At 50.8% G+C, this 26,762-nt stretch carries 21 protein-coding genes and 1 tRNA gene; 3 read left to right on the forward strand and 19 right to left on the reverse strand.

Translation table 11 applies throughout. The features are described 5' to 3' along the window. Positions 1–186: 186 nt before the first annotated feature. From mfd to DXD12_RS14550, 10 genes are all read right to left on the reverse strand, one after another. Positions 187–3,717, reverse strand: coding sequence for a transcription-repair coupling factor (gene mfd / locus DXD12_RS14505; RefSeq protein WP_118638587.1), 3,531 nt, complete (start codon positions 3,715–3,717; stop codon positions 187–189). Then, positions 3,714–4,343, reverse strand: coding sequence for an aminoacyl-tRNA hydrolase (pth, locus tag DXD12_RS14510; RefSeq protein WP_118638588.1), 630 nt, complete (start codon positions 4,341–4,343; stop codon positions 3,714–3,716). Before pth ends, mfd begins: the two co-directional genes overlap by 4 nt. Positions 4,344–4,582: 239 nt before the next feature. Continuing rightward, the gene (locus tag DXD12_RS14515; RefSeq protein WP_022359888.1) at positions 4,583–5,851 is read right to left on the reverse strand and encodes a S41 family peptidase; all 1,269 of its coding nucleotides are present in this window, start codon (positions 5,849–5,851) and stop codon (positions 4,583–4,585) included. Positions 5,852–6,063: 212 nt separating this feature from the next. Next, entirely contained in the window at positions 6,064–7,341 is a 1,278-nt protein-coding gene (locus DXD12_RS14520; RefSeq protein WP_118638589.1) for a M23 family metallopeptidase, read from the reverse strand. Positions 7,342–7,408: 67 nt separating this feature from the next. Further along, positions 7,409–8,317 carry a permease-like cell division protein FtsX gene (gene ftsX, locus DXD12_RS14525; RefSeq protein WP_118638590.1) on the reverse strand — a complete coding sequence of 303 codons (909 nt, stop codon included), beginning with the start codon at positions 8,315–8,317 and terminating at the stop codon, positions 7,409–7,411. Continuing rightward, positions 8,307–8,990: a cell division ATP-binding protein FtsE gene (ftsE, locus tag DXD12_RS14530; protein WP_118638591.1), complete on the reverse strand. Its 684-nt coding sequence runs from the start codon at positions 8,988–8,990 to the stop codon at positions 8,307–8,309. Before ftsE ends, ftsX begins: the two co-directional genes overlap by 11 nt. 79 nt (positions 8,991–9,069) lie before the next feature. Beyond that, positions 9,070–10,158 carry a helix-turn-helix domain-containing protein gene (locus DXD12_RS14535; protein ID WP_107001479.1) on the reverse strand — a complete coding sequence of 363 codons (1,089 nt, stop codon included), beginning with the start codon at positions 10,156–10,158 and terminating at the stop codon, positions 9,070–9,072. Between the two features lie 293 nt (positions 10,159–10,451). Further along, positions 10,452–10,826, reverse strand: coding sequence for a RidA family protein (locus tag DXD12_RS14540; RefSeq protein ID WP_118293414.1), 375 nt, complete (start codon positions 10,824–10,826; stop codon positions 10,452–10,454). Between the two features lie 21 nt (positions 10,827–10,847). Further along, a complete protein-coding gene (locus DXD12_RS14545; RefSeq protein ID WP_118638592.1) occupies positions 10,848–11,681 on the reverse strand; it encodes a S1-like domain-containing RNA-binding protein in 834 nt (277 codons plus the stop codon). Between the two features lie 135 nt (positions 11,682–11,816). Then, positions 11,817–12,533, reverse strand: coding sequence for an acyl-ACP thioesterase domain-containing protein (locus DXD12_RS14550; protein WP_117796136.1), 717 nt, complete (start codon positions 12,531–12,533; stop codon positions 11,817–11,819). Positions 12,534–12,816: 283 nt separating this feature from the next. Between DXD12_RS14550 and DXD12_RS14555 the strand changes: the two genes are divergently transcribed. Beyond that, a tRNA-Gln gene (locus DXD12_RS14555) sits at positions 12,817–12,889 on the forward strand. Between the two features lie 183 nt (positions 12,890–13,072). On the opposite strand, the gene DXD12_RS14560 is transcribed toward DXD12_RS14555, so the two are convergent. Together DXD12_RS14560 and DXD12_RS14565 are read right to left on the reverse strand one after the other, a co-directional pair. Then, positions 13,073–13,573 (reverse strand): DUF1700 domain-containing protein, encoded by a 501-nt coding sequence (locus DXD12_RS14560; protein WP_118638593.1) that lies wholly within the window; start codon positions 13,571–13,573, stop codon positions 13,073–13,075. 90 nt (positions 13,574–13,663) lie between these two features. After that, entirely contained in the window at positions 13,664–15,601 is a 1,938-nt protein-coding gene (locus DXD12_RS14565) for a fructose-bisphosphatase class III (RefSeq protein WP_022359879.1), read from the reverse strand. Between the two features lie 232 nt (positions 15,602–15,833). Here DXD12_RS14565 and DXD12_RS14570 point away from each other — a divergent pair, with 232 nt between their 5' ends. Next, positions 15,834–16,646 (forward strand): MBL fold metallo-hydrolase, encoded by an 813-nt coding sequence (locus DXD12_RS14570; RefSeq protein WP_118638594.1) that lies wholly within the window; start codon positions 15,834–15,836, stop codon positions 16,644–16,646. Between the two features lie 15 nt (positions 16,647–16,661). On the opposite strand, the gene DXD12_RS14575 is transcribed toward DXD12_RS14570, so the two are convergent. Further along, positions 16,662–17,111, reverse strand: a complete 450-nt coding sequence (locus tag DXD12_RS14575; RefSeq protein WP_182427970.1) for a PaaI family thioesterase — start codon at positions 17,109–17,111, stop codon at positions 16,662–16,664. 320 nt (positions 17,112–17,431) lie between these two features. On the opposite strand from DXD12_RS14575, the gene DXD12_RS15700 reads away from it, so the two are divergent. Further along, positions 17,432–18,697, forward strand: coding sequence for a M23 family metallopeptidase (locus DXD12_RS15700; RefSeq protein ID WP_333549839.1), 1,266 nt, complete (start codon positions 17,432–17,434; stop codon positions 18,695–18,697). A 199-nt stretch (positions 18,698–18,896) separates the two neighbouring features. On the opposite strand, the gene DXD12_RS14590 is transcribed toward DXD12_RS15700, so the two are convergent. The 6 genes from DXD12_RS14590 to yajC form a co-directional block, all read right to left on the reverse strand. Continuing rightward, positions 18,897–20,060, reverse strand: a complete 1,164-nt coding sequence (locus DXD12_RS14590) for a phosphoglycerate dehydrogenase (RefSeq protein ID WP_022359875.1) — start codon at positions 20,058–20,060, stop codon at positions 18,897–18,899. Positions 20,061–20,200: 140 nt separating this feature from the next. After that, positions 20,201–21,286, reverse strand: coding sequence for a 3-phosphoserine/phosphohydroxythreonine transaminase (gene serC, locus DXD12_RS14595; RefSeq protein WP_118629249.1), 1,086 nt, complete (start codon positions 21,284–21,286; stop codon positions 20,201–20,203). Positions 21,287–21,340: 54 nt separating this feature from the next. After that, positions 21,341–23,023 (reverse strand): biosynthetic-type acetolactate synthase large subunit, encoded by a 1,683-nt coding sequence (gene ilvB, locus DXD12_RS14600; protein WP_118638595.1) that lies wholly within the window; start codon positions 23,021–23,023, stop codon positions 21,341–21,343. A 239-nt stretch (positions 23,024–23,262) separates the two neighbouring features. Continuing rightward, positions 23,263–24,939: a dihydroxy-acid dehydratase gene (gene ilvD, locus DXD12_RS14605; RefSeq protein ID WP_107001470.1), complete on the reverse strand. Its 1,677-nt coding sequence runs from the start codon at positions 24,937–24,939 to the stop codon at positions 23,263–23,265. A gap of 107 nt (positions 24,940–25,046) precedes the next feature. Then, positions 25,047–26,132, reverse strand: coding sequence for a 3-isopropylmalate dehydrogenase (gene leuB / locus DXD12_RS14610; RefSeq protein WP_117796026.1), 1,086 nt, complete (start codon positions 26,130–26,132; stop codon positions 25,047–25,049). A 342-nt stretch (positions 26,133–26,474) separates the two neighbouring features. Further along, entirely contained in the window at positions 26,475–26,750 is a 276-nt protein-coding gene (gene yajC, locus DXD12_RS14615; protein ID WP_022359870.1) for a preprotein translocase subunit YajC, read from the reverse strand. Positions 26,751–26,762 lie beyond the last annotated feature (12 nt).

Here is a 26,762-nt window from a genome sequence, read left to right on the forward strand (position 1 = left end):
TCTTAACGTTATTCACATTATTAATGAGCATCCCACATTTTTGCTGCATTGGAATCCCTCCCTTCTTTAAATTTAGTAAACAAGCTTTAATTTGATTATATATTATCATCTTTGATTATATATGTCAATATTAAAAATATATTTTCATTTCAAATATACTTTCAATCTTTTCTACACAATTAAAAACTACTCTTTCGCCAGCGCCGCGAGCCCGGAAAGAATCTCCCGCGCCTTCACAAGCATCGTCTCGCAGTCCGTATGTTTCTGCCGCACATCGCGGTAATAGAACGACGGTACATCGCCCGTCCTGAAGGTCAGCGTGCCCTTGTACTTCTCCATCAGCGCCGGAATGCCGGAGACGTCCAGATTGGCTTTCTGGTACATCTGGATCGTGATATCCTGCTTCTTCACATCGACCTCCACGACGCCCGCCTGATGAGCAAGCGCTTTTAGATCGGCGATCTTTAACAGGTTCTCCACCGAACGTGGAATCTCGCCAAAGCGGTCGATCAGCTCATCCTGCATATCCATGTACTCTTCCTGGTTCTCAATACCGGAAATCCGCTTGTAAACGTCGAGTTTCTGATATTCATTGCGGATGTAGGACGGCGGAATATACGCGTCGATGTCGCAGTCCACCACCGTTTCGAAATCCTCGGCTTCGTTCTCACCGCGAAGCGCCAGCACCGCCTCGTTTAAAAGCTTGCAGTACAGGTCATAACCGACCGCCTGCATGTGACCGTGCTGTTCCGCGCCCAGAAGATTTCCGGCGCCGCGCAGCTCCAGATCGCGCATCGCAATCTTGATACCGCTTCCCAACTCCGTAAATTCACGGATCGCCTGCAGACGTTTTTCCGCCTCCTCACGCAGCAGCTTGTCGCGCCGGTACATGAGAAACGCATACGAAGTCCGCCCGGAACGTCCGACGCGACCGCGGATCTGGTAGAGCTGCGACAGCCCCAGCCGATCGGCGTCGTGGATGATGATCGTGTTCGCATTCGGAATGTCCAGTCCCGTCTCAATGATGGTCGTGGACACCAGAACGTCGATATTGCCCTCGACGAAATCCAGCATAATTTTTTCCAGTTCATGTTCGTGCATCTGCCCGTGGGCGAACACGACGTTTGCCTCCGGCACCAGAGCCGCCACATGGTTTGCCACCTCGTCGATGTTGTTGACACGGTTGTAGACATAATATACCTGTCCGCCCCGCGCCAGCTCCCTGTGAATCGCCTCGCGCACCATCTCGTCGTTGTACTCCATGACGTAGGTCTGAATCGGCAGGCGGTCCACCGGCGGTTCCTCCAGGACACTCATATCCCGGATGCCAATGAGACTCATATGCAGGGTACGCGGAATCGGCGTCGCCGTCAGCGTCAGAACGTCTACATTTTCCTTTAGTTTCTTGATCTTTTCCTTATGTGCCACACCGAAGCGCTGTTCCTCATCGATGATCAGAAGCCCCAGATTTTTAAAGACAACATCCTTAGAAAGGACGCGGTGTGTTCCGATCACGACGTCCACCTGCCCTTTTTTCAGATCTTCCAGCGTTTTTTTCTGCTCGCCCGCCGTGCGGAAACGCGACAGCATATCGACCCGCACTGGGAAATCCTTCATCCTCTGCACAAAGGTATTGTAATGCTGCTGCGCCAAAATTGTGGTCGGCACCAGATACACAACCTGCTTCCCCTCCTGAATCGCCTTAAATGCCGCCCGGAGCGCGATCTCCGTCTTGCCGTATCCAACGTCTCCGCAGATCAGGCGGTCCATGATGCGGCGGCTTTCCATGTCTTTTTTTGTCGCCTCGATCGCCTCCAGCTGATCCTCCGTCTCCTCAAACGGGAACATTTCCTCAAATTCCCTCTGCCAGACCGTATCCGGTCCATACTGGTAGCCCTCGCTCCGCTGACGCGCTGCATAAAGCTCGACGAGATCCTTTGCAATATCACGGACCGCACCGCGCACCTTGCTCTTCGTCTTATTCCATTCCATTCCGCCCAGTTTATTGAGCTTCGGCGTCCTGGCATCCGAACCGGCATATTTCTGGATTCCCTCCAGGCGTGTCGCCGGAAGGTAAAGATTACCGCCGTCGCGGTACTCAATCTTGATGTAATCCTTGACGACCTTGTCCTGCTCGATCTTCTCAATGCCCCGGTAAATGCCGAGTCCGTGGCTCTCATGCACCACATAATCGCCGATCGAAAGCTCGGAAAAGCTCTGGATTTTCTTACCCTGGTAGGAGGTCTTTTTCTTCTTTTTCCGCCCCCGTCCGCCGCCGAACATGTCTCCCTCGGTGATCACGACGAACTTAATCAGCGGATATTCAAATCCCCGATGCAGCTTTCCGTAAGTCACCAGGATTTCACCCGGTTTCACGGTGTTTTCGCCCTCATCCGGGCAGAAGGCACTTAAATCATACTCCCGCAGATCGCCCGCCAGACGGCTCGCGCGCGTCCGCGAACCAGCCAACAATACCACCCGGTATTTTTCCTTCTTCCAGCGCGCCAGATCGCTGATTAAAAGCTCAAATCCATTCTGGTAGGAATTGACATTTTTAACGCTCAGACTGTATTTTTTCTTAACCGTCATGCCGGAGAGCTTCTGATCCAGCCCCAGCAGTAAAAGAGTGCGCGGACGCATTGCCATCGCCAGCGTCTCCTTCGCCGAATAGAGGAAGGAAGTCTGCCCCGGAAGCAGATAGCCGCCCTCGAGACGGTGCGACATGCTCTCCCGGAACTCCGTCTCGGTCGTCTCTGCTTTTTCCTTCAAGCGCAGCGGCTCATCCAGGAAAATCGTCAGCTCATCGACTGGAAAATAGTTTAAAAACGATACCGTTTCCTTGCAGAAATACCGGATATAGCTTCCCAGCCCATGCACCCGGAAGCCCTCGCGAAGCCCCTCTAAGACCTCCGAGACAGCCGAATCCATCCGGTACGCCTCTTCCGTCTTCATAGCATCCCGGAGCTTTTTCACGTATTTCCTGCGGTCTTTCTCGATCGCCTCGGTTCCATCCTGAATCTGCTCCGGCGTCAGCGCCATCTCCGTCGCCGGATAGATCACTGCCTCGTCCACCTGCTCGATCGAGCGCTGGCTTTCCGGGTCGAAGGTACGGATCGAATCGACCTCGTCGCCCCACAGCTCGATCCGGTACGGCACCTCCTCCGTCAGCGGGAAAATGTCAATGATACCGCCGCGCACCGAAAACTGCCCTGATCCCTCAACCTGCGCAACCTTCTCATATCCCATTTCTGCCAGGGCGTGCGTCAGCTTCCCGACCTCGACCACATCTTCTGCCCCGATCGTGAGACTCCGCTCTTTCATCCACGCAAGCGGCAGCAGATGTTCCATCAGCCCGTCGATCGTCGTGACCACCACGCCGCCGGAACTCTCCAGAACCCGCCGCATGACCTGAATCCGCTGTTTCGTCAGCAGGTTTCCGTGGATATCCGACGTATAAAACAGCAGATCCCTCGCCGGGTACAGCGAAATATCCGTATCAAAGCACCGGTAATCCTCACAGATCTCCCGCGCCCTCGAATCATCGTAGGTGACAATCAGCTTCCAGGGCGTCAGATCCGAAAGCTCGGACAGCAGATGCACCTTCTGCGAATCCAGGCATCCCGTGACAAGAAGCGGTCCCTGTCCGCGCTGTAAATCCGTCTTGAGATCCTGGAACTCGATCATCTCCTCTAACGGATTTGCAAATAAATCGCTCATTGTGTCTTGACTTCCTCCTTCCTCTCCGCCTTCTGCTTCTCTAGCTTCTCCTTCTCCCCGCGCGCCGCGCCGTTAAAATGGTTCATCGCCGCCTCAACGCCCTCTGTCATCATATCCACGACTGCCGCCGCACCGTCCTTAAACGCCGTCGTCATCGTTTCGGCTTCCTCTTTCGGAAAATGTCCCAGCACATAGTCTGCCAGATCCATGCGCGCCGGCTTCTCGCCCACACCGATCCGCACGCGTGGAAATTCCTGTGTTCCCAGATGGGCGATGATATTTTTGATTCCATTGTGGCCGCCCGCGCTGCCTTTTTTGCGGATCCGGATGCCGCCCGGAACCAGGCTGATATCGTCATAAATCACGATAAACTCCGCTGGATCTACCTTATAATAATCCATCACCTGACGGATGCACTCGCCGCTCAGGTTCATATACGTCTGCGGCTTTACCAGAATGACCTTATTTCCCTCGATCATGCCTTTTCCGATCAGTCCCTTAAATGCTTTCTCCCGGACATCAATGTTATACTTGTCTGCCAGCGCATCCAGCGTCATAAATCCCACATTGTGGCGGGTTCCCTCATATTCTCTTCCCGGATTTCCAAGTCCTGCAATTACATACATAATTCTATTTCTCCCTCTTTTTCTATAGTATCAAAAATACCAGATTCTTCACTCATCGTCTTTCTCAAAAAGCCAAAACAGACACGACTTTAAGCGTTAAATCCTGAAACTGCCACTTTTTCAAGCTGTTTCAGGATCTAACGCACTTATTTTTCTCGATACTTTTAAAGTTACTGTTCACGGATAGGCACTTTTGAAACCGAAAGTGCCGTAAGTTTCGGGGTCGTGTAAATAAGAAGTTACTTTCCCTTCACAACCTCAACCGCCTTCTGCAGCTGATTATCCTTCTCCTCTGGAATCACGACTTCCTGCGCCGCCTCTTCATCCAGCTCCACCTCGAGATCTGGCTCGATGCCTTTTCCATGGATATCATTTCCATTCGGCGTATAATAATGGTCGGTCGTCAGCTTAATCGCGCTTCCATCCGAAAGCGGCATCAGCGTCTGCACGATACCTTTACCGAAAGTCTTCGTTCCGACGATCGTCGCCACGCCGTAATCCTTCATCGCACCGGTAAATACCTCCGACGCGCTGGCGGAATTGCCATTTACCAGCACAACCATCGGGATCTCCAGGCTGTGTCCATCCTCAGCGTCGTATGTCTCCTCCGTGCCCTTCTTATTTGCCACGGTCAGGATCCGTCCGCCATCCTTCAGGATATAATCCGCCATTGAGACAACCGTCGTCACCTCGCCGCCCGGGTTGTTCCGCAGATCGATGATCAGGCGCTTCATGCCCTCGCCCTGCAGTTCCTCGATCTTGGATTTAAACTGATCGGCAGTCACACGGTCAAACTCCGCAACGGAAATATATCCGATCTCTTCATCCAGCATCTTGCCTGACACCGTCTGCACATCGATCGGTCGGCGGGTCAGGGTGATATCCTTGTACTCGTCGCTATTTTCACGATAAACCGTGATCGTCAGCTGGCTGCCTTCCTCGCCCTTGACGTAATTATTGACCAGAAGCGACAGATCCATGCCAATCACCTCGGTGCCGTCTACCTTATAAAGCGCATCACCCGGAAGGATGCCTGCCTCCTCGGCCGGGCTGCCCTCAAAGACGCGCACGATCGTGCTGACGCCGGTCTGGACATTCTGGGATACCAGAGCGCCGATGCCGCAGTAAGAACCATTTGTCTCATCCAGGAAGCTTGTCAGCTCGTCCGGCGTATAGTAAACCGCATACGGATCATTTAAACCACTCAAAAAGCCCTGATAAATGCCGGCTTCCTCCTCGGATGTATCAATTTTTTCCTCAAACAGGTACTTTTTATCGATAATATCCTGTATCTGCTCCAGCTTTTTCGTGACATTCTCAAAATTGACCGGCTCCTGTGCCTGCGACGGTGTTCCCTCAGTCTGTACCTGTACCTGTGTCTGGTTATCGATCACACGGCGTCCAAACATGTAAATCCCCGCCGAAGCACCGACCGTGATCAGACACACCAGTGCTGTCACCAGCACACCGACCATCACACCGCGCCAGAATTTATTTTTACTGTCCATCTCTTATGCCTCCTGATTCCTGTCTATTCCTTCCGGATTTGTAACTGTTCAGTACCTTCACAGTCACGCGCAAAAATCCATCAAAAATTGCCTACGGCAATGGGATTTTTGCCTGCTGGTCCATGTTTTCGTACGGTCAGCGCAGTAAATGCGCAGACCTACTGAACAGTTACCCGGATTTCATCTTTTGCAGCCACCTGATACTTTCCACACTACGGACTTACATAGCTCGAAGGGTTTACATAACTTCCGTTCTTGCGGACTGCAAAATGCAGATGAGAACCTGTCGAATATCCGGTCGAACCTACCTTCGCGATCGTCTGTCCGGCTTTTACCGTATCCCCTGCCGATACCAGAAGCTGGGAACAGTGCATATACACGGTTGAAAGTCCATTTCCATGGTTGACCACAACATAATTTCCAGCCGAATAACTGTAGGTTGCAATCGAAACCGTTCCTCCGGCGGCTGCCACGATGCTGCTGCCGGTCGAAGCGCTGATATCAATGCCCTTATGGTTCGAGGACGCGCCCGCCGTCGGTGATTTACGTTTTCCGAATCCAGATGTAATGCGTCCGCTTGCAGGGCACGGCCAGCGCAGCGAAGAACTTCCCGTCGAAGTAGTAGTCGTACTGCCAGTATTCCCTTTCGCGGTCGAATTATTCGTCTTTCCCGCTGCGGCGGCTTTTCTGGCAGCTTCCTCTGCCGCTTTTTTCGCCGCCTCTTCCGCTTCCTTCTTCTTAATCTCCGCCTCCATCTGCACGATCTTGGCTTCCTGCGCCTTGATATCGTCCTCATACGCTTTCGCCTGCGCTGATTTCTCGCCGATCTGCGCGTTGACGTTCTGGAGTTCTTTATTTTTCTCATTCAGGAGAAGCTGGACCGAATCCTGCTTTGCCTCCGTCTGCGTCTTCATCTCCTGCAGCTCCGCCTTCTCCGTCTCCAGCTTTTTCTTACTGTCCGCGATGGACTCTTTCGTCGCCACATACTGGTCGAGCATCTTCCGGTCATACTCCGAAATCTTTGAAACATACTCTGCCCGGTTTAAAAGCTCCGAGAGCGAACGGGCTTCCAGAAGCAGATTTAAGTAGCTGCTGTCGCCCTTCTCATACATATATTTGATACGCATTTTCATCGAAGCATACTGCTTTTTTTCGGTTTTCTGCGCTTCTTCCAGCTTTACCGCCGTCTCATCGATGCTTTTCTGCTTGCTGGAAATATTATTTTCCAGCTTCGTGACCTGCGACTGCAGATCATTCATCTTCGTGTCCAGCTCCTTGACATAGCTCTCGGTGTTACTTTTCAGCCCCTGAAGGCTTTTGATCGCCTCCTCGGTCTTCTTTTTCTCCTGTTCCAGGGCGCTTTTCTTATCCTTGGCGCTGCTTACATCCTTTTTCGTCGCTGCCGCCACCGAGGTCAGCACTGGGGAAGACGCCAGCGCCGCCGTCACAAGGAACAGAGCCGCACGTATTTTCAATCCCTGTTTTTTCATGTTCTCATCCTTTTTACCGCAAATTTCCGCTGCCGCCGCATTCTCCTACAGCAGCCGCCAATGTTTCTTACACCTTTAAATGTCTGCGGATCGTAAAGAAACTTCCGACAAAACCGATTCCCACGCCCAGCGCCATCGCCACGGCTACCATGCTCGGGAAAATGGTCTGAATCGGGATAAATTCAATCAGGTTCGACAAGATATCAAACCGTTCCATCATATATACAACCGCCTGGCGGTACAGAAAATACGTGATCGCCAGCGGAATCAGCGCGCCAACCAGACCGATCATCACACCCTGTACAACGAACGGCGCACGGATCATGAAATTCGTCGCACCGATCAGGCGCATGATCCGGTTTTCCTCCCGTCTAAATGCAGCTGCCGTCGTGATCGTATTGCTGATAAGGAAGATAGCAACTGCCAGCAGAATAGCGATGATCACCGCCGACAAAAGTCCCAGCATCTTGTTGAAGCTCGAAAGCCCGGACGCCGTATCACTCGAATAATTGATCTTCCGGATTCCCTGCACCGTGCCAAGCCATGCAACCATGTCATCCTGCATGTCAATGTCTTTCAGATAGATCTCGTAGGACGCCGAACCGGCTAACGGGTTGTCATCCGCAAATCCTTCTGCCAGATTCTCGACTCCCTTAAAATATTCTTTCTTAAAATTCTCCCATGCCTCCTCGGCAGAAACATACTTTACTTCCTTGACCTCATCGCGGGCGCGTATCTCATCCCCGATTTTCTGTATATCGTCCTCACTCATATCTTCATTGAAGAAAACCGTGATTCCTACTGTAGATTCTGCATTCCGCACCATATACTGTACGTTGGCAATCAAGCCAAAAAACATACAGAACAGGAAAATACATGCCGAAATAATCGCCACCGACGCCAGTGAAAACCAGATATTCCGGATGATATTGCGCATGCCCTCCTTGGTGCAGTAAATCAATGTACTAATTTTCATGCCAGATACCGCCTTTTTGATCTCCCGTCAGCACGCCGCGCGTCAGCGTGATCACACGTTTTCCCATCTCTGCTACGATCTCCCGGCTGTGTGTTACCACAAGCACCGTCGTCCCGCGCCGGTTTATCTCCTCCAGAAGCTCCATGATCTCCATGGAATTATGTACATCCAGGTTTCCCGTCGGCTCGTCCGCCAGAAGTATCTCCGGCGAGTTGATCAGCGCACGGGCAATCGCAACACGCTGCTGCTCGCCGCCCGAGAGCTGGTTCGGGTATGCTTTATATTTTGAAGAAAGCCCTACCAGCCGGAGCATTTCCGGCACATTTTTCTTGATCTCACGGGACGACACACCGATGACCCGCTGTGCAAACGCGACATTTTCATATACCGTCTTATCCTTCAACAGACGGAAATCCTGAAACACCATTCCCAGCCGTCTGCGGTACTTCGGGATGTAGCGTCTCGGCATCTTTTCCAGATCCATATCGTTGACGATAATCTGGCCGGAAGTCGGCTCCAGCTCCTTCAAAAGAAGCTTTAAAAGCGTCGATTTGCCGGAACCGCTTCGTCCCATGATGAAAACAAACTCGCCGTCCTGAATCTGAATATTGATTCCCTTTAAGGCTTTATTCCCCGTCTTGTACGTCTTGGTGAGATTTTTAACCTCTATCATGCGTAAATCCTCTTTTTCAATTCTCCAAATGAAATTGCTGCGGCAAAGGCAATCTTCCTCCCCGCCACAGCAATTTGGCTTAATAATCCAGGTTTTCCATGTATTTCATATATTTTACAACCATCAGGGCAATCTTAAATGTGATCGCATCCTCAAACACCCGCAGATCCAATCCCGTGCTCTTCTGGAGCTTATCCAGGCGGTATACCAGTGTATTGCGGTGGATGTAAAGCTGTCGGGAAGTCTCTGATACGTTCAGGCTGTTCTCGAAGAACTTGTTGATTGTCGTAAGAGTCTCCTCATCAAACTCATCCGGCGATTTGCCATCAAAAATTTCCTTGATAAACATCCGGCACAGCGGCAGCGGCAGCTGATAGATCAGACGTCCGATTCCCAGCTTGCTGTATGCGACCACATTTTTGCTGCTGTAGAAAATCTTTCCTACATCCAGCGCCATCTTCGCCTCTTTATAAGAACGCGATACATCCTTGATCTCGTTGACGATCGTACCGAATGCCACGCTGACACGTGTCAGGGACTCGGTATTGAGCATATCTACGATCGATGTGGCTGTCTTTTCCAGATCGTCGTACGTCTCGCCCGGCTTCACTTCCTTGACTAGAATAATGTTCTTCTCATCCACTGCCGTGATGAAATCCTTCGTCTTGGTCGAGAACAGGCTGCGGACGGTCTCAAGTGCATTCACATCCTTCTCATGCTGCGTCTCGATGATAAATACGATCCGCTTGACGTTCGTCTCGATGTGCAGCTTCTTCGCACGGTTATAAATGTCAACCAGAAGCAGGTTGTCAAGCAGCAGGTTCTTGATAAAATTGTCCTTGTCAAAGCGCTCCTTATAAGCTACCAGCAGGTTCTGAACCTGAAATGCCGCCATCTTGCCGACCATGTATACGTCGTCGCTTCCGCCCTTGGCAAGAAGTATATATTCTAACTGGTGATCGTCAAACACCTTGAAAAACTGATATCCCTGTATCACCTGGCTGTCCGCCGGAGAGTCTACGAAAGCCAGAATTGCACTCTCATATTCCTCAGCGCCAGTAAATGTGGATGCCAGCACCTTGCCTTCCGTATCACAGATACAGAGATCGACACGCGTAATTCCTTTTAACCCCTCAATGTTTGTCTGGAGTATCTGGTTCGAAATCATATTCCTCTCTCCTTTTCTTTTATCCTCCGTCCAGCTGTGTTTCCGGGTCTTTCAACCTGTCATTCCCCAAACCCGTTTGTTACCCCTCCGGCAATCTGTGCCTGTGGACTATAACCGTTCCCCATCTGAATCTTGGACAGATCTTTCCCTTTATTTTAAAGCAAAGTGACGAAAAAAAAAAGAGGGCGGACGAAAAAAAGTGAATTTTTTCGTCATTTTGCCCTCACACGCCGGGATTTTCACAGACTGGAACTTGTTTTTCCGGCGAAATTTTCCAAATATGCGATTCATTCTTATTTTGCTGCGATCGCTTCCATCTCCATCAGGACGCCCTTCGGAAGTTTAGATACCTCGACGCAGGAACGTGCCGGGCATGCACCCTCGAAATATTTCGCATAGATTTCATTTACTTTTCCAAAATCATCCATGTTCTGGATAAATACGGTGGTCTTTACAACCTGCTCCATGGAAGCACCTGCTGCCGCCAGAAGATTCTTTACATTGGTTAAAACCTGCTCTGCCTGAGCCTCGATTCCCTCCGGGATCTCGCCGGTTGCCGGATTGACCGGAATCTGACCAGATGCAAATACCATTCCATTTACCTCGATTGCCTGGGAATACGGGCCGATCGCTGCCGGTGCATTGGTTGTGCTGATTACTTTCTTCATGTCAAATCTCTCCTTTGTCTTTTATTTTAAACGGATAGAATCTTCGTTTACCTCTACTTTTCCTTCTTTTAAAAGGTGTCCAACCGCACGCTTGAACGCGTTTTTGCTTAGATTAAATTCGCGGCGGATAATCTCCGGCTCCACGCGGTCATTGAACGGCAGAACGCCGTTTTTTTCTTTCAGACGTGCCAGCACCGCCTCGGCATCCGCATTCATCTGACGGTACGCCACCTCGCGCAGGCTCAAATCCATTTTTCCATCCTCGCGCACCTTCGTCACGCGTACCTTTAAAACCTCGCCCAGACGGCATTTTCCATACAGCTCACGGTTCGGAATCAGACCGAAATAGCGGTCTGCCACTGCCACGAACACGCCCAGATTTTCATTGATCTCATAGACGCGTCCCTCGGTCCACTCGTCCTTCTTGTACGGCGCATCACTGCAAAGATACGAATATACCTTCATCGTCGCCGCCAGACGACCGCTCTTATCGATATACAGCGCTACCAGGCACTCTTCCCCGGCGCGAACCGGATATACCTGCTCTTTAAACGGGAGCAGCAGATCTTTTTCCAGCCCCATATCGAGAAAGGCGCCGATCTTCGATACATCCTTGACCTTCAAAACCGCCATCCCGCCCAGTTCCAGCTTCGGCATCGAGGTCGTCGCAATCAGGCGATCCTCGGAATCTTTATAAATAAATACCTTGAGCTTATCGCCCACTTTTGTGCCCTCCGGCACCTGTTTCTTCGGAAGCAGGACCGCCGCCGCGTCATCTTTCTTCTGTCCCAGATACACGCCGAAGTTTTTCTCCCGCACTACCATCAGTTCCTGTACTCTTCCCAGTTCAATCATGTCATTCGTCCTCTCTTTTCTGCCGATCTCTTTTTTTATTTAACGGTTGCATTTTTCATTCACTGGCAGACAATCCACGCCGAATCTTTCTTCGGCTGCAATGATTCAGTTTCTTCACTGCTACATACAAACTCTTTACAAACCAGTCTTTGCCAGCCACAAATTCGCATACACCTGACCTTCCGCATCCTGCAGCGATACCACGTATCCTTCCGGCACCTGCGCCAGCTTCGGGTACATCACATCCCCAAGCACTGCCGCCTTCCGGTACTCCACCCGCAGTTCTCCGAGTGCAAAGTCCACAGGCAGCAATTCACGCGCAATCGCCACATACTGTGCATTGTTCACGTGCCGGTTCGTATCGAGATGATGGCGTTCCACCGTGACCGGCGCCTCCGTCTCATACGTCTCAGGCAGGCGGATTTTCTTCGGCGCTGGCGGCATTGCAAGCGGTTTATCTTCAATCTGGTAGCCCTCCAACTGGCTTTCCGGCACCCGCACCGGGCATCCTTTTTCCAGATCGTAGTAAAACCAGGTCGAATCCGCCCGCACCAGCGGGTTTCCCATCTCATCCTCGATCGTGAAATTCCGGTAGCCATAGATTCCCTTAAACCCATACGGCCAGGTCGAAATACGGATCCGCTCGCCAAAATGCGGCTGTCTGAGAATCTCTATCTGCCATCCGCTCAGCCACCACGCCCGTTTTTCCTCATTCAGATAGGAAATCCCGAGTTTCAGATCCTCCGACTGGAACGTCGAACAATCCTGAAGATAATTCATGATTCCCACCACAGAAAGATTTCCCTCTTCATCCGTCTCACTGTACCGGACCCGGCTGTCAAATGTATACATATCGCTCTCTTTTCCTTTCCGGCTTCCGGCTCTCCGCACCATCTCCGCGCATCCGCCATCTGCCGTTTCGTCCTATACTGCCTTAACATTCTGTCATGAAACTCATTATATCCGATTCGAACCACGTTGTCTACTTACAGACCCAGAATATTGCAGAATTTGCCGGACGCATGGCGCGGTTTCTGCCACAGCAGCCGCCCAAACAAAAAAAATTATCAAAAAAGCGAAAAAAGTAGTTGACGAATCTGTTCCCTTACAGTATAATACAAATCGTTCAATTCATTGGGCTATCGCCAAATGGTAAGGCAACGGACTCTGACTCCGTCATTTTCAAGGTTCGAATCCTTGTAGCCCAGCTAAAAAGCATTTGTTTGCCAAAGACGGCATGACAAGTGCTTTTTTTGTATTATGGAAACTCCCTCTGAAATGTTCCATAATACAACATTTTTCAACTCAATAAACCTCCATATGTTTGCGAGAAAACAAGAAAAGAACCCCCGCTCCGGTCATCCCTCACAGCCGGCGGCAGGGGTTCTTTTCTATTTCCAAATATTCTTAATAAATGTATAGATCAGCCAAATCAGAAGAATCGGTCCCGCCAGATGAATCAGGATGGTGAAAATACCTCCGACCAGTGCAAACAGCACAAATAAGATCGCGATAACCACCACGCTGAGAATCACCTTCCAGTACCATTTGTTCAAATCAATGTAATGGAAGTTCGGCGGCAGACCGCTGTCGTCCCGCTCCGAAAAACCGCCGTTGTAGGAGGACGCTGTGCGCCCGCTCCCGGCAGCGTTTCCCGAAGTGTACGAACCGCCCTGGCCGGTCTCCCCGGCGCCCTCGCTGCTGTCGATAATGGTTTTCGCAATCAGGCGTGGGCTGCCGATCTCCTCGATCACTTCTTCCTCCCTGCGCCCTTTCGCCGCCTCCTGGCTGATATACTGATCGTAATAGCTTATGTTGCTCTGGATGACTGAAGCCGAAACCTCGCCGTCCAGCGCCTCCCGAAGCTCCTGTAAAAACTCTGTCTTTCTCATCTTGTCTCCTTATTCCTCAAACCGTCCCGTTTCTTCCGTTTCACCCAGCCGAAAGAAACAAGCTTCCAGTTCCCGTCCCTTTCAACTGCCTCAGCGTACGCGCTCTTTCAAAAGTCCGCTCCGGTACGCTTTCAAGAGCTCTTTCAGATCCTCGATGCGGCCCGCCAGCTCCTTGCCCTCATCGGTATCCGCCACTGTGATGCGCTTCTGCATTTTCTCCACAATATATACCTTCGGCGTCCGCTCGCGCTCCGGGTCAAATGGCTTGTGTTCCGCAAGCGCGAGATGGTGCGAATTGAAAATCAACGTATATCCGGCGATTCCCGTCCGCTCCTGGTAGGCTTTCGACAGCCCGCCGTCAATGATGAAGAGCTTGCCGCCAGCCCGGATCGGTGTCTCTCCACTCTTAATCTTCACCGGCATATGCCCGTTGATGATATGCGAGCCCTTCGTCGGAAGCCCAAATTCCTTCAAAATCATATCGCAGGTCTCTTCTTCCTCACTGAGCTGGTAATACGGGTTCATCGTCTCTCTCATCACTTCCGGATCCTCGATGAAATAATGCTCAAAGCTGCGGTTTTTGTCCTTTCCAAATACCGGCGATTTCGCACCATTCCACAGATACCACATAAAATCGCGGCACGCCTCCTTCTCCGGCGCGTCCTCTGGAAGAAAATAGGCATTTTTAACCTGTGTGTCAATAAAATCCATCAATTCCTTGCCGCGGTACATCTTGCCGCCCACCATCAGACCGTCAAATTCCCGATTCTCCGTCATCGGGATACAGCCGTGATAGAGCAGGTTGGAATTGCAGCATTTATACATGCTTCCGTTGGAATATAGGAAACGGACATGCTCATGCAGCCGCGCATTGTGGCGGAACGACAGCTCCAGCGTGTGAAGCAGCTCTTCCTCTTCGTCCGTCAGCCGCAGCGGATCCGCCGGATCCACCGTCGGGAAATTCATGTCGCGCATCGGATACTCTTTTCCATCGATCGTGACCGTGCCGCGGTCATAACGAATCGCTGACAGAAGTATCCGCTCTTCCATCCCGTACTCCGGATGGCGCTTGATGATCTGCCCCTCTTCCTTATACTGTAACACCGCGATCGCCTTGTGCATCTTCGCCGCCAGCTTCGGATCCACTGCATCGTAAATATTTTTGTCAAGAATCTGCGGCAGAAAACAGGTACACGGATCGTCCCGGTACACGCGCTCCGCAAACATCGACAGCGGGCGCAGGTTAATTCCGTAGCCGTCCTCCAATACATCAAATCCATTGTAACCGAGCGCCATACGCAAAACATTGCAGATACACGCCCGGTTGCCCGTCGCCGCGCCCATCCACGAAATATCATGATTGCCCCACTGGATATCCACATCATGGAAATGCATCAGTTCCTCCAGAATGATATCTGGTCTCGGACCACGGTCAAATATATCGCCCAAGATATGAAGATTATCGATCGTCAGACTCCGGATCAGGCTGCAGATCACGACAATAAAGCTGTCCGCCACCCGGACGTCAATCAGGGTATTGATGAGTTCGCTGTAATACTCCGTCTTATTGTCATCGGTATTATCGACATATAAAAGCTCATCGATCACACCCGAAAATTCCTTCGGCATCTTTTTTCTCACCTTGGAACGGGTGTATTTCGACGAAACCTCCCGGCAGATCTGCACCAGACGGTAGACCGCCGTCTTCTGCCAGTCCTCCGTGTATTCGTTCGCCTGTTTGATCTGATTGATCATTTTTTCCGGATAATAGATAAGGTTCGCCAGCCGTACCTCGTCCTCCTCCGAAATAATATGTCCAAATGTCTCGCGGATCTTCTCCCGGATAATACCCGACGAACTGCGGAGCAGATAAATAAACGCCTCATGCTCACCGTGCAGGTCACTGAAAAAATATTCCGTGCCCTTCGGAAGTCCACAGATTGCCTGTAAATTAATAATATCACTCGCCGCCGCCCGGATATTCGGATACTCCCGCGAAAGCAGCTTCAAATATGCTAAATCCCTCATGTTATCAGCTCCCAAACTGCGCTGTCTGCCCGGATATTGTCGTGACTCGTTATCGTCGCGCTCGCTTTGGGTAAACAGCACATTATCTACATTGCATTTGCCTTTTTGATAGATTTATAGTAGCATAGATTCAGATCAGGGTCAAAATATATTTTCGACACTTTCAGTTCCTAAAGTGCCTACCCGTGAACAGAAACATTTTTTTCCATACATAAATACAGGAGGAACATTCATGACAGAACCACACACTCTCTACGTGTTTGGCACCGGCAACGCCACGATGACACGTTATTATAATACCTGCTTCGCCATCCGCTCCGGCGAGGAATATTTCATGACAGACGCCGGCGGCGGCAATGGCATCCTGCGGATTCTGGAAGAAATGCAGGTTCCATTAAACCGCATCCATCATCTCTTCGTGACACACGAACACACCGACCACATTCTCGGCGTGATCTGGATGATCCGGATGATTGGCACTGCCATCAAAAAGGGAAATTATGAGGGAATTTTTCATATTTACTGCCACGACGGCCTGATCGACACGATTCAGACCTTCTGCCGCCTGACACTCCAGAAGAAATTCTGCGACCTGATCGGCGATCCGATCCAGCTCATCCCGATTTCTGACCGAGAAACCCGGCAGATTCTCGATATGGAGGTCACCTTCTTTGACATTCATTCGACCAAGGCGCGCCAGTTCGGCTTCCGCGCTGTGCTGCCAGACGGCAAGATCGTCTGCTGCCCGGGCGACGAACCGCTGAACCCGCTCTGCGAAGAATTTGCCAAAGGCGCCGACTGGCTCTTCCACGAAGCCTTCTGCCTCTACCGTGACCGGGAAATCTTCTCCCCTTATGAAAAACACCACAGCACCGTCAAAGATGCCTGCGAACTCGCCGAACGCCTCGGTGCGCGGCATTTGATTCTGTGGCACACTGAAGATAAGACTTATCCGGAACGCGCTGCTTTGTACCGCGCTGAAGGGGAAGCCTATTATCATGGGAATTTGCTGGTACCGGAGGATGGGAGTGTGATAGAGCTGTGATTGTATCTTGCAGCTCTACCTCTTCCTCAAATGATAATACGTCATCGTCGCCGATGCCAGCAGCGTCTCCTTATCATCATAAATCTTGCATTCGCACACCGAAAATGCATAACCATTCTGTATTTCCTGCGCCCGGGCGATGATTTTAGATGTGTTTTTTCCAGCTTTCAGATAATGGATCGTGCCATCCACGGTCGGGACTGCGTAGTCGCGCCCGGTCATCGCTGCGGTGCCGCCCACGGTATCCGCCAGTGAATACAGGACGCCGCCGTGCACGATACCTAAGATATTCATATGCCACGGTTTCAATACAATCTCTCCAACTGCATAGCCCGGGCGTGCCTCGGTGATCTCCATCTCGATTTTCTTCCGGAAATCATTGGCTGCATCCGTCTCCTGTCCGCGCTTGTCCCAGACTTCTGAGAATGAGCCGGACGGCTTTTTCTTTTCTTCCTTCTTTTCCATTTCATGTACCTCCTTGTATATATGATTTACTCTCTTTTTTATTTCTCTGCAGGTCATCTATTATTTTCTTCTATTTTTTCTATCACTTTTCTCTCTGATATAATCTGTTTGTATAATCTGTTTGCCTGAATCAGCCCATCCTTTTTCCTCGCCTCAAACGCTTTTTCTCATAATTTTTCCAAAGATGGACTCATACTTTCTCCCATCCTCTCATACAATCTTATCAGATTGCAAAAATGTTATTGTTCACGCATACGTGCCCAGTAACGGAATTTGCCGTGGCTTCGCATTTAAATACTATCGCACAGGAGGGATCTGTCTTGAAACGAAGTTCTGTTATCATTGCACTGGAAATCTGCGCCATTGCGGCGCTCTTTGTCAGCTGGTCCTTCCAGCGTCCGAACAGCCGTCAGGTCACGGTCGGGAATGCGTCGGAACATTTTATCCGCTGGGTGGATTTCGATGTGACCGCCGACGCCATGACACAGGCGTTCCGCTATGATGTTGATACCTGCCAGCAGGATCTCCACCTGAACTGGGTCGATCTGCTCGCCTACCTGGGGGCGCGCTACGGGGGCGATTTTTCGCATTATCAGGCGTCCGATATGACGGAAGCTGCCGAACAGCTCCAAAATGGCGTTACAGTGGAAGAATTGACGAAAAATATGACCTCTTTTGCCTATTATCGTGAGGCTTACGGCGCGGTTCTGGATGGAATGGTCGGACTGTATGAAATTGAGATTCCGAAATCGGAAGCACCGGCTTTTGCACTGGCGGACGCGCAGATACAGGAAGGGGATCCGGCTGCCAATACTTCCTACGCAACGACACCACCACCAACAACAGCAACCACAACTGGTACAGACACAATCGACTCAGCCAGTCAAGCTTCACCAGAAACTTCAGCCTCATCCAACACACAAACTTCTCTCGAAACCCCAGCCCCCACTCTCTCCGATCCCGACGCTGTCCCCCTGACTCCCTCCGGTGAGGAAAAAGTCTGGGTTACCAAATATGGTCTGAAAGCGTTTCTCCCACTAGCGAAAAACTTTCCCTACAGCCACTATGACGATTTCGGTGTCTCCCGCAGCTACGGTTACCGGAGACGGCATCTCGGGCATGATATGATGGGGCAGACGGGAACGCCTGTGATTGCTGTGGAATCCGGGCGCGTCGAGGCGCTCGGCTGGAACCAGTACGGCGGCTGGCGCATCGGCATCCGCAGCTTTGACGGGAAACGATACTACTATTATGCACATTTACGCAAAGACTACCCCTACCAGTCAAACCTAAAAGAGGGCAGCCTTGTCACCGCCGGGGACGTGATTGGTTATCTCGGGCACACCGGCTACAGCAGCACTGAAAACACCAACAACATCGCTGAACCGCACCTGCATTTCGGATTGCAGCTCATTTTTGACGAATCCCAGAAAGAAGGAAACAACGAAATCTGGATTGACTGCTATGAACTGATCCGTTTTCTGGCGATAAACCGCTCCGAGACCGTCAAGAAAGAAGGCACCAAAGAATGGACGCGTGTTTATGAAATGAAAGATCCTAGTATCGATCAATTTTCCACCCCATGACAAAGTTTTCTTACCAAGTCAATCCTGTCGCTTAATATAACCCGCCACTGACAGTTTCTCACCAATATATACATATAATTATCACGTTAAAAAGCCATGCAGAGATTCTTCAATAAAAACATTCTGCAATCCATAAAAATACAGCCGGAAAAGGTGCACCCAAAACCGCACTTTCTCCGGCTGTTTTCAATAAAACTTATTATTTGATCACGCGCACGCGCATCATACCCTGAATAGCTTTCAGCTTCTCAATCGTCGCCGCGTCTGCCTTGGTCTCCAGATCAACCAGCGTATAAGCGTATTTATCACGGCTCTTGTTCGTCATGTTTGCGATGTTCATGTCAGTCGATGCCAGGATCGAGGAAATCTGTCCGATCATGTTCGGCACGTTCTTATGAAGAAGTGCAAGACGACCTACGGTTGTGCACACGCCCATATCGCAATTCGGGAAGTTGACGGAATTCTTGATATTACCATTGTCCAGGTAATCCATCAGCTCTTTGACTGCCATCACGGCACAGTTATCCTCGGATTCTTCTGTGGATGCGCCCAGATGTGGGGTTGCGATGACGTTCGGCATCTGCATTACTTTTGCATTCGGGAAATCGGTGATATAGCGTTTTACACGACCGGAAGCCAGCGCCTCTGCCATATCGTCGTCATTTACCAGAAGGTCACGCGCAAAGTTTAAGATAACCACGCCGTCCTTCATCTGTCCCAGGCTGTCTTTGTTGATCATCTGGCGGGTGCTGTCAAGCAGCGGTACATGAACGGTGATGTAATCGCATTCCTGATAGATCGTATCAACAGATGTGATGTGCTTTACGTCTCTGGAAAGCATCCACGCTGCTTTGACAGAAATGAACGGGTCATAGCCGTATACTTCCATGCCAAGCGCTGCAGCTGCGTTTGCAACCTCTGCGCCGATGGCGCCCAGTCCGATAACGCCAAGCTTTTTGCCGCGGATCTCATGACCGGCAAATTTCTTTTTCGCCTTCTCCATATCTTTGGAAATATTTTCATTGTCCTTCTGCTCCTTGCACCAGTCGATGCCGCCGACTACGTCTCTGGCTCCCAGCAGCATGCCAGCCAGCACCAGCTCTTTGACGCCGTTTGCATTAGCGCCCGGTGTATTGAATACGACAACACCAGCCTCCGCACACTTGTCAAGCGGAATGTTGTTGACGCCCGCTCCGGCACGTGCAACGGCACGCAGTCCCTTCGGAAGTTCTAGATCATGCATAGCAGCACTGCGGACCAGAATGCCCTCTGCCTCCGCCAGGTTGTCAGTCATCTCATAATTTTCGGTCAGTAAACCGGTTCCCAGCTTGGAAATCGGGTTCAGGCAATGGATTTTTCTCATTTTTTAACTCTCTTTTCTTTCAAAATTTCAAATCTTCCCATACGCGGGCTGTTTTTGTTTTAAAAAGTCCACTGCTGCAGCAGAAAGGAACGGATTCCCCCTCCCTTTCGCCGCAGCAATGGCATAAATTTTAAAATTGACTAATTTGTATGTTTTTTCTCAAATTCACGCATGAAAGCAACTAATTTCTCAACGCCCTCGATCGGCATTGCGTTGTAGATGCTGGCACGCATACCGCCGACGGTACGGTGACCTTTTAAGTTCACAAAGCCTGCCTCTTTGGCTTCCTTGACAAACAGGGCATCCAGATCTGCATCGCCGGTGATGAACGGTACATTCATCAGGGAACGATCCTTTTTCTCAACAGTACCCTTGAAGAGCTTGCTCTCATCGAGGAAATCGTAAAGGATCTTCGCCTTCTTCTCGTTGCGCTCCTTCATGGCACTTAAACCGCCCATTTTCTTGAGCCATTTAAATACCTTGCCGCACATATAGATGGTGTATGTAGGCGGTGTGTTGTACAGAGAGTCATTGTCTGCGTATGTTTTGTAGCGCAGCATGGTTGGTGTTCCCGGAAGAACATCCTCAGTGATCAGATCCTCGCGGATGATGACGATCGCCATACCAGCCGGACCTACGTTCTTCTGGACACCGCCCCAGAGAATACCAAACTTACTCACATCCAGCGGCTCTGACAGGAAACAGGAGGAGATGTCTGCTACCAGTGTCTTGCCCTTGGTGTTCGGAAGCTCGTGGTATACGGTTCCGTAAATAGTGTTATTTAAGCAGATATACACGTAATCTGCGTCCTCATCCACTGGAAGGTCCGAACAATCCGGGATGTAGGAAAAGGTCTTGTCAGCGCTGGATGCAATCGCGTTGGCGGTACCAAACATCTTTGCCTCCTGATATGCTTTCTTTGCCCACTGTCCGGTGATGATGTAATCCCCCACCTTATTTTTGAACAGGTTCATCGGAACCATGGCGAACTGCATATTGCCGCCGCCCTGTACGAATAATACTTTGTAATTGTCCGGAATCTGCATCAATTCGCGCAGATCCTTCTCTGCATCATCAATGATGGCCTGGAAATCCTTGGAGCGGTGGCTCATCTCCATGACGGACATACCGCTTCCCTGGTAATCCAGCATCTCTGCCGCTGCCTCTCTCAGTACCTCCTCCGGAAGCACTGCCGGACCTGCCGAAAAGTTATAGACTCTGCTCATAATAAATCTCCTCCTGTCTTACACAAAAATGTGATAATAGCCCCCATTTTACAACTATTCGATGCGTAAGTCAATCTCATCAAACGCTTCCTCGATCGGTTTTCCAGCCGGAACCATCGGGAATACCTTGTCATCGCTGCCGATCTGGCACTCGATCATAACCGGGATATTTAAGCTGATCGCCTCGCGCAGCACCGGCTCCACATCCTCTTTCTTCGTGATACGGTATGCTTTCGCGCCCATGCCCTCTGCCACCTTGACGAAATCCATCTGATCGTAAAGCTCCGTCTGGGAATAGCGTTTTCCATAGAACAGGGTCTGCCACTGGCGCACCATACCCAGAACATGGTTGTTAAATACAACCTCGATAACCGGAATATTGTAGCGAGTTGCCGTCGCAATCTCGTTCATGTTCATACGGAAACAGCCGTCTCCGGCAATATTGATAACCGTCTTATCCTTACAGCCCATCTTCGCACCAATCGCTGCACCCAGACCGTAGCCCATGGTGCCCAGACCGCCGGAGGTCAGAAGCTGTCTCGGACGTTTGTATTTATAATACTGTGCCGCCCACATCTGATGCTGTCCGACATCGGTACAGATGATCGCATCGCCGCCGGTTACCTTGTAGATCTCTTCCATGATATACGGACCGGTCAGAACTTCCTTATTGTAGCGGAGCGGGTACATATCTTTCAGACGCTCAATGTGACTCAGCCACTCGTCATGGTTCATCGGATCCAGACGCGCGTTTAACTTACGCAGAATAATCTTGACATCGCCAATAATGCTCGCATCGGTCTGTATATTTTTGTTGATCTCCGCCGGATCGATATCTATGTGTAAAATCTTTGCATTGGTTGCAAAATGGTTCGGATCGCCCACAACACGGTCACTGAAACGCGCGCCTACAACGATCAGCAGATCGCACTCTGCCACACCGAGGTTGGATGTCTTGGTTCCGTGCATACCGATCATACCGGTATAAAGGACATCGGTTCCGTCAAATGCACCTTTACCCATCAGGCTGTCACCCACCGGTGCCTGAATTTTATGTGTAAATGCACTTAATTCATTGGCAGCATCTGACGCCACTGCACCGCCGCCGACAAAAATAAACGGTTTTCTCGCCGCCTTGATCATCTCGATCGCCTTTTCCATGTCTTCCTCACGGATCAGCTCTGTCTCGCGCTCGATCGGCTGCGGTTCCTTCGGCTCGTACTCGCAGGCCGCTGCCGTCACATCCTTGGTGATATCCACCAGAACCGGACCCGGACGGCCACTCTTAGCAATCACGAACGCACGACGGATCACATCTGCCAGCTTCGTGACATCCTTTACGATAAAATTATATTTCGTGATCGGCATGGTAACACCCAGAATGTCGATCTCCTGGAAGCTGTCTTTTCCAAGAAGGCCTGTCGTTACATTACAGGTGATGGCTACCATCGGAATGGAATCCAGGTTAGCTGTTGCAATACCCGTAACCAGGTTCGTAGCTCCCGGACCGGATGTCGCCATACACACACCGACCTTGCCGGTTGCTCTCGCGTAGCCGTCTGCCGCGTGGGACGCTCCCTGTTCATGAGAGGTCAAAATATGGGTGATTTCATCCTTGTGTTTATAAAGTGCATCATAAATGTTGAGGATCGCGCCGCCCGGATAACCGAACACCGTGTCTACCCCCTGCTCTTTCAAGCATTCAATGACAATCTCTGCTCCTGTCAATGTCTTCATCTGTCTAACCTGCTTTCCTTCCTTAAACCATTTTAAATGCATATACTCCCGGGCTTTCATCAACCGCAAAAGCGGGGCTGAAAAACTCCGAGAGTACATATCCCCGCAAAGCTTCCGAAAGCGTCTGTCGCGCTGTCAAGCTCTCCGTAGGGGCAGCCTGATAAATCGTCCCATCCACTGCCTTTTGGCATCAAGCAGTACTTTCCGTCTCAAAAGCACCTGTCTGAAGCCCGCAATGATTACTTCTGTGTCTTCGGAACCTCCAGGATTGCGCCCCGGTTTCCGCTTGTTACAAGCGCTGCGTAACGTGCCAGGTATCCGGTCGTAACCTTCGGTTCTCTCGGCTGCCATTTCTTTCTTCTCTCTGCCAGCTCCTCGTCGGATACGAGTACGTTCAGGGAGTTATTGTTGATATCGATGGAAATAATATCGCCTTCCTCAACCAGCGCGATCGGTCCGCCGACTGCCGCCTCCGGAGAAACGTGTCCGATGGATGCACCTCTGGATGCGCCGGAGAAACGTCCGTCTGTGATCAGAGCTACGCTGGAACCAAGTCCCATACCTGCGATGGCAGAAGTCGGGTTCAGCATCTCACGCATGCCCGGACCGCCCTTCGGTCCCTCGTAACGGATGACAACAACATCGCCAGCCACGATCTTGCCGCCCTTGATCGCTGCAATCGCGTCTTCCTCACAGTCAAATACACGCGCTGGTCCCTGATGTACCAGCATCTCCGGTGCAACGGCAGAACGTTTTACAACGCCTGTATCCGGTGCCAGGTTTCCTTTCAGGATCGCAATACCGCCAGTCTGGCTGTACGGATTGTCGATCGGTCGGATAACCTCCGGATTCTTGTTGACACAGCCCTTGATATTCTCGCCAACGGTCTTGCCGGTTACGGTCATGCAGTCCAGATTCAGAAGGTTCTTCTTGGACAGCTCATTCATAACCGCATACACGCCGCCTGCCTCGTTCAGATCCTCCATATAGGTCGGACCTGCCGGTGCCAGATGGCACAGGTTCGGGGTGCGCTTGCTCATCTCATTGACCAGCTCCATGTTCAGGTCTACGCCTGCCTCATGTGCAATCGCCGGAAGATGCAGCATACTGTTGGTAGAACATCCGAGTGCCATATCCACGGTCAGTGCATTTAAAAATGCCTTTTCTGTCATAATATCTCTCGGACGGATGTTTTTCTCATACATCTCCATAACCTTCATACCAGCGTGTTTTGCCAGTTTGATTCGCTCGGAGTAAACTGCCGGGATCGTACCGTTGCCCTGAAGGCCCATGCCGAGTACCTCTGTTAAGCAGTTCATGCTGTTGGCGGTGTACATACCGGAACAGGAACCGCAGGTCGGGCAGACCTTACATTCGAATTCTTTCACATCTTCTTCCGTCATGGTGCCTGCTGCGTAGGAACCAACTGCCTCGAACATGCTGGAAAGACTTCTCTTCTGTCCCTTTACATGACCGGCTAACATCGGACCGCCGCTGACAAATACAGTCGGTACATTGACGCGGGCTGCTGCCATCAGAAGTCCCGGTACGTTTTTATCACAGTTTGGAACCATAACCAGCGCATCGAACTGATGTGCCAGCGCCATACATTCGGTGGAATCTGCGATCAGATCACGGGTAACCAGAGAATATTTCATGCCGACATGTCCCATAGCGATACCATCACAGACTGCGATCGCCGGAAATACAACCGGTGTGCCGCCAGCCATCGCTACACCCAGCTTCACGGCATTTACAATCTTGTCCAGGTTCATGTGTCCCGGAACAATCTCATTATAAGAACTTACGATACCGACGAGAGGTTTGTTCATCTCCTCTTCCGTCATACCGAGTGCATTAAACAAAGAACGGTGAGGTGCCTGCTGCATCCCTTTTCTTACTGCATCACTTTTCATCTTTTCGTCTCCTTCTATCTCTTTCGACGACCTCCGCCCCTGGTGACAGGGGCGGTTTTTACGTTTATCTTTGATTTTATCGCATTTATGAAATTTTTGCAATCTTTCTATTTAATTCTCTCACAGATCAGCCTGCCCATCTCAACGGTTCCAACCTGCTTGCAGCCATCCGCCATGATATCCACGGTACGGTAGCCCTCGGTCAGTACCTGCTGTACGGCATCCTCGATGGCTTTTGCTTCCTTATCCAGATCGAAGGAATAGCGGAGCATCATCGCTGCGGAAAGAATAGTTGCGATCGGGTTTGCGATGTCCTTGCCCGCGATGTCCGGTGCGGAACCGTGGCTCGGCTCGTAGAGACCAAATTTGCCCTCGTTTAAGCTGGCCGAAGACAGCATACCGATGGAGCCGGTAATCATGCTTGCCTCGTCAGAAAGGATATCGCCAAACATGTTCTCAGTCAGGATCACGTCGAACTGTCCCGGATTCATGACAAGCTGCATCGCGCAGTTATCAACCAGCATATGGGTCAGGGTAACTTCCGGATAATCTTTAGCAACTTCCTCGACTACCTTTCTCCACAGGCGGGAGGAATCCAGTACGTTTGCCTTATCGACGCTAATAACGCTCTTGCGGCGCTTCATCGCGATATCGAATGCCTTGATTGCGATCCGGCGGATCTCATTTTCATTGTAGGTCAGGGTATCTACCGCGGTCGTCACGCCATCAATCTCCTTCGTGTAACGGTCACCGAAGTACAGACCGCCGGTCAGCTCACGCATGATAACCATATCGAAGCCGTCGCCGATGATCTCTTTCTTTAACGGGCAGGCATCTGCCAGCTCTTTGTAGAGGTATGCCGGGCGGATATTCGCGAACAGTCCCAGACCTTTACGGATGGCAAGAAGACCGGCCTCCGGACGCAGGTTCGGAGCTACATCGTACCAGCGGGAATTTCCCACGTTGCCGCCGACTGCACCGAGCAGGACGGAATCACTCTTTTTCGCGGTCTCCAGTGCCTCATCGGTCAGCGGTACGCCGTACTCGTCGATGGAACAGCCGCCCATCAGGATTTTTGTATAATTAAATGTATGACCGTAGACGGCGCCCACCTTGTCCAGCACGCCGCATGCCTCTCTCACAATCTCCGGTCCGATTCCGTCGCCCGGAATCACAGTAATATTGCAATTCATAATAAAATACCTCCCTTGTTTCAAACGGTTACTTTTTATCATATCGGATTCCGTCCTATTTTGCAATCTTCTGACGAAGGAAAACCGGTATTCCCCATATAGTAATTTGGAATTTATTCTATAACCTGGGGTTATCTGTAAAATAAAAAAGAATGTGCCTTGGCACATTCTCGCGCCGAGCGCGGTCGCTTGCGACATGTTTCTGCTTCGCGCGAGTGCGCATCATTGGCACGTTAGTGCCTTTTTGTGTAATAGGGAATTCCAAGGAATTTCCTGTTACACAAAAAAAGGACCGCCGCCCCCATCGGGAGCTGCGATCCTCTCACTTTCTTACCGTTCTTCTTAGACTTCCGGTTTCTCAACCTGAACGATTGCATCCTTACGCATCGGGATGCGGCAGTTCTTGTTGCTTCCGAACTCTACGATTACAGTATCATCGGTCATATCGATAATCACGCCGTAGAAGCCGCTGGATGTCAGAACGCTGTCGCCTACTGCTACGGTTGCCATCAGTTCTGCCTGTTTTTTCTTTTCCTTGGACTGTGGACGGATTGCCATAAAATAGAAGATGGCAATGATAAATACAAGGTAAACGATCATTCCGCTTGTGCTGCTCATGTGGTATATTTC

The organism is Clostridium sp. TF11-13AC (assembly GCF_003481065.1).
Lineage (GTDB): Bacteria > Bacillota > Clostridia > Lachnospirales > Lachnospiraceae > Otoolea > Otoolea fessa.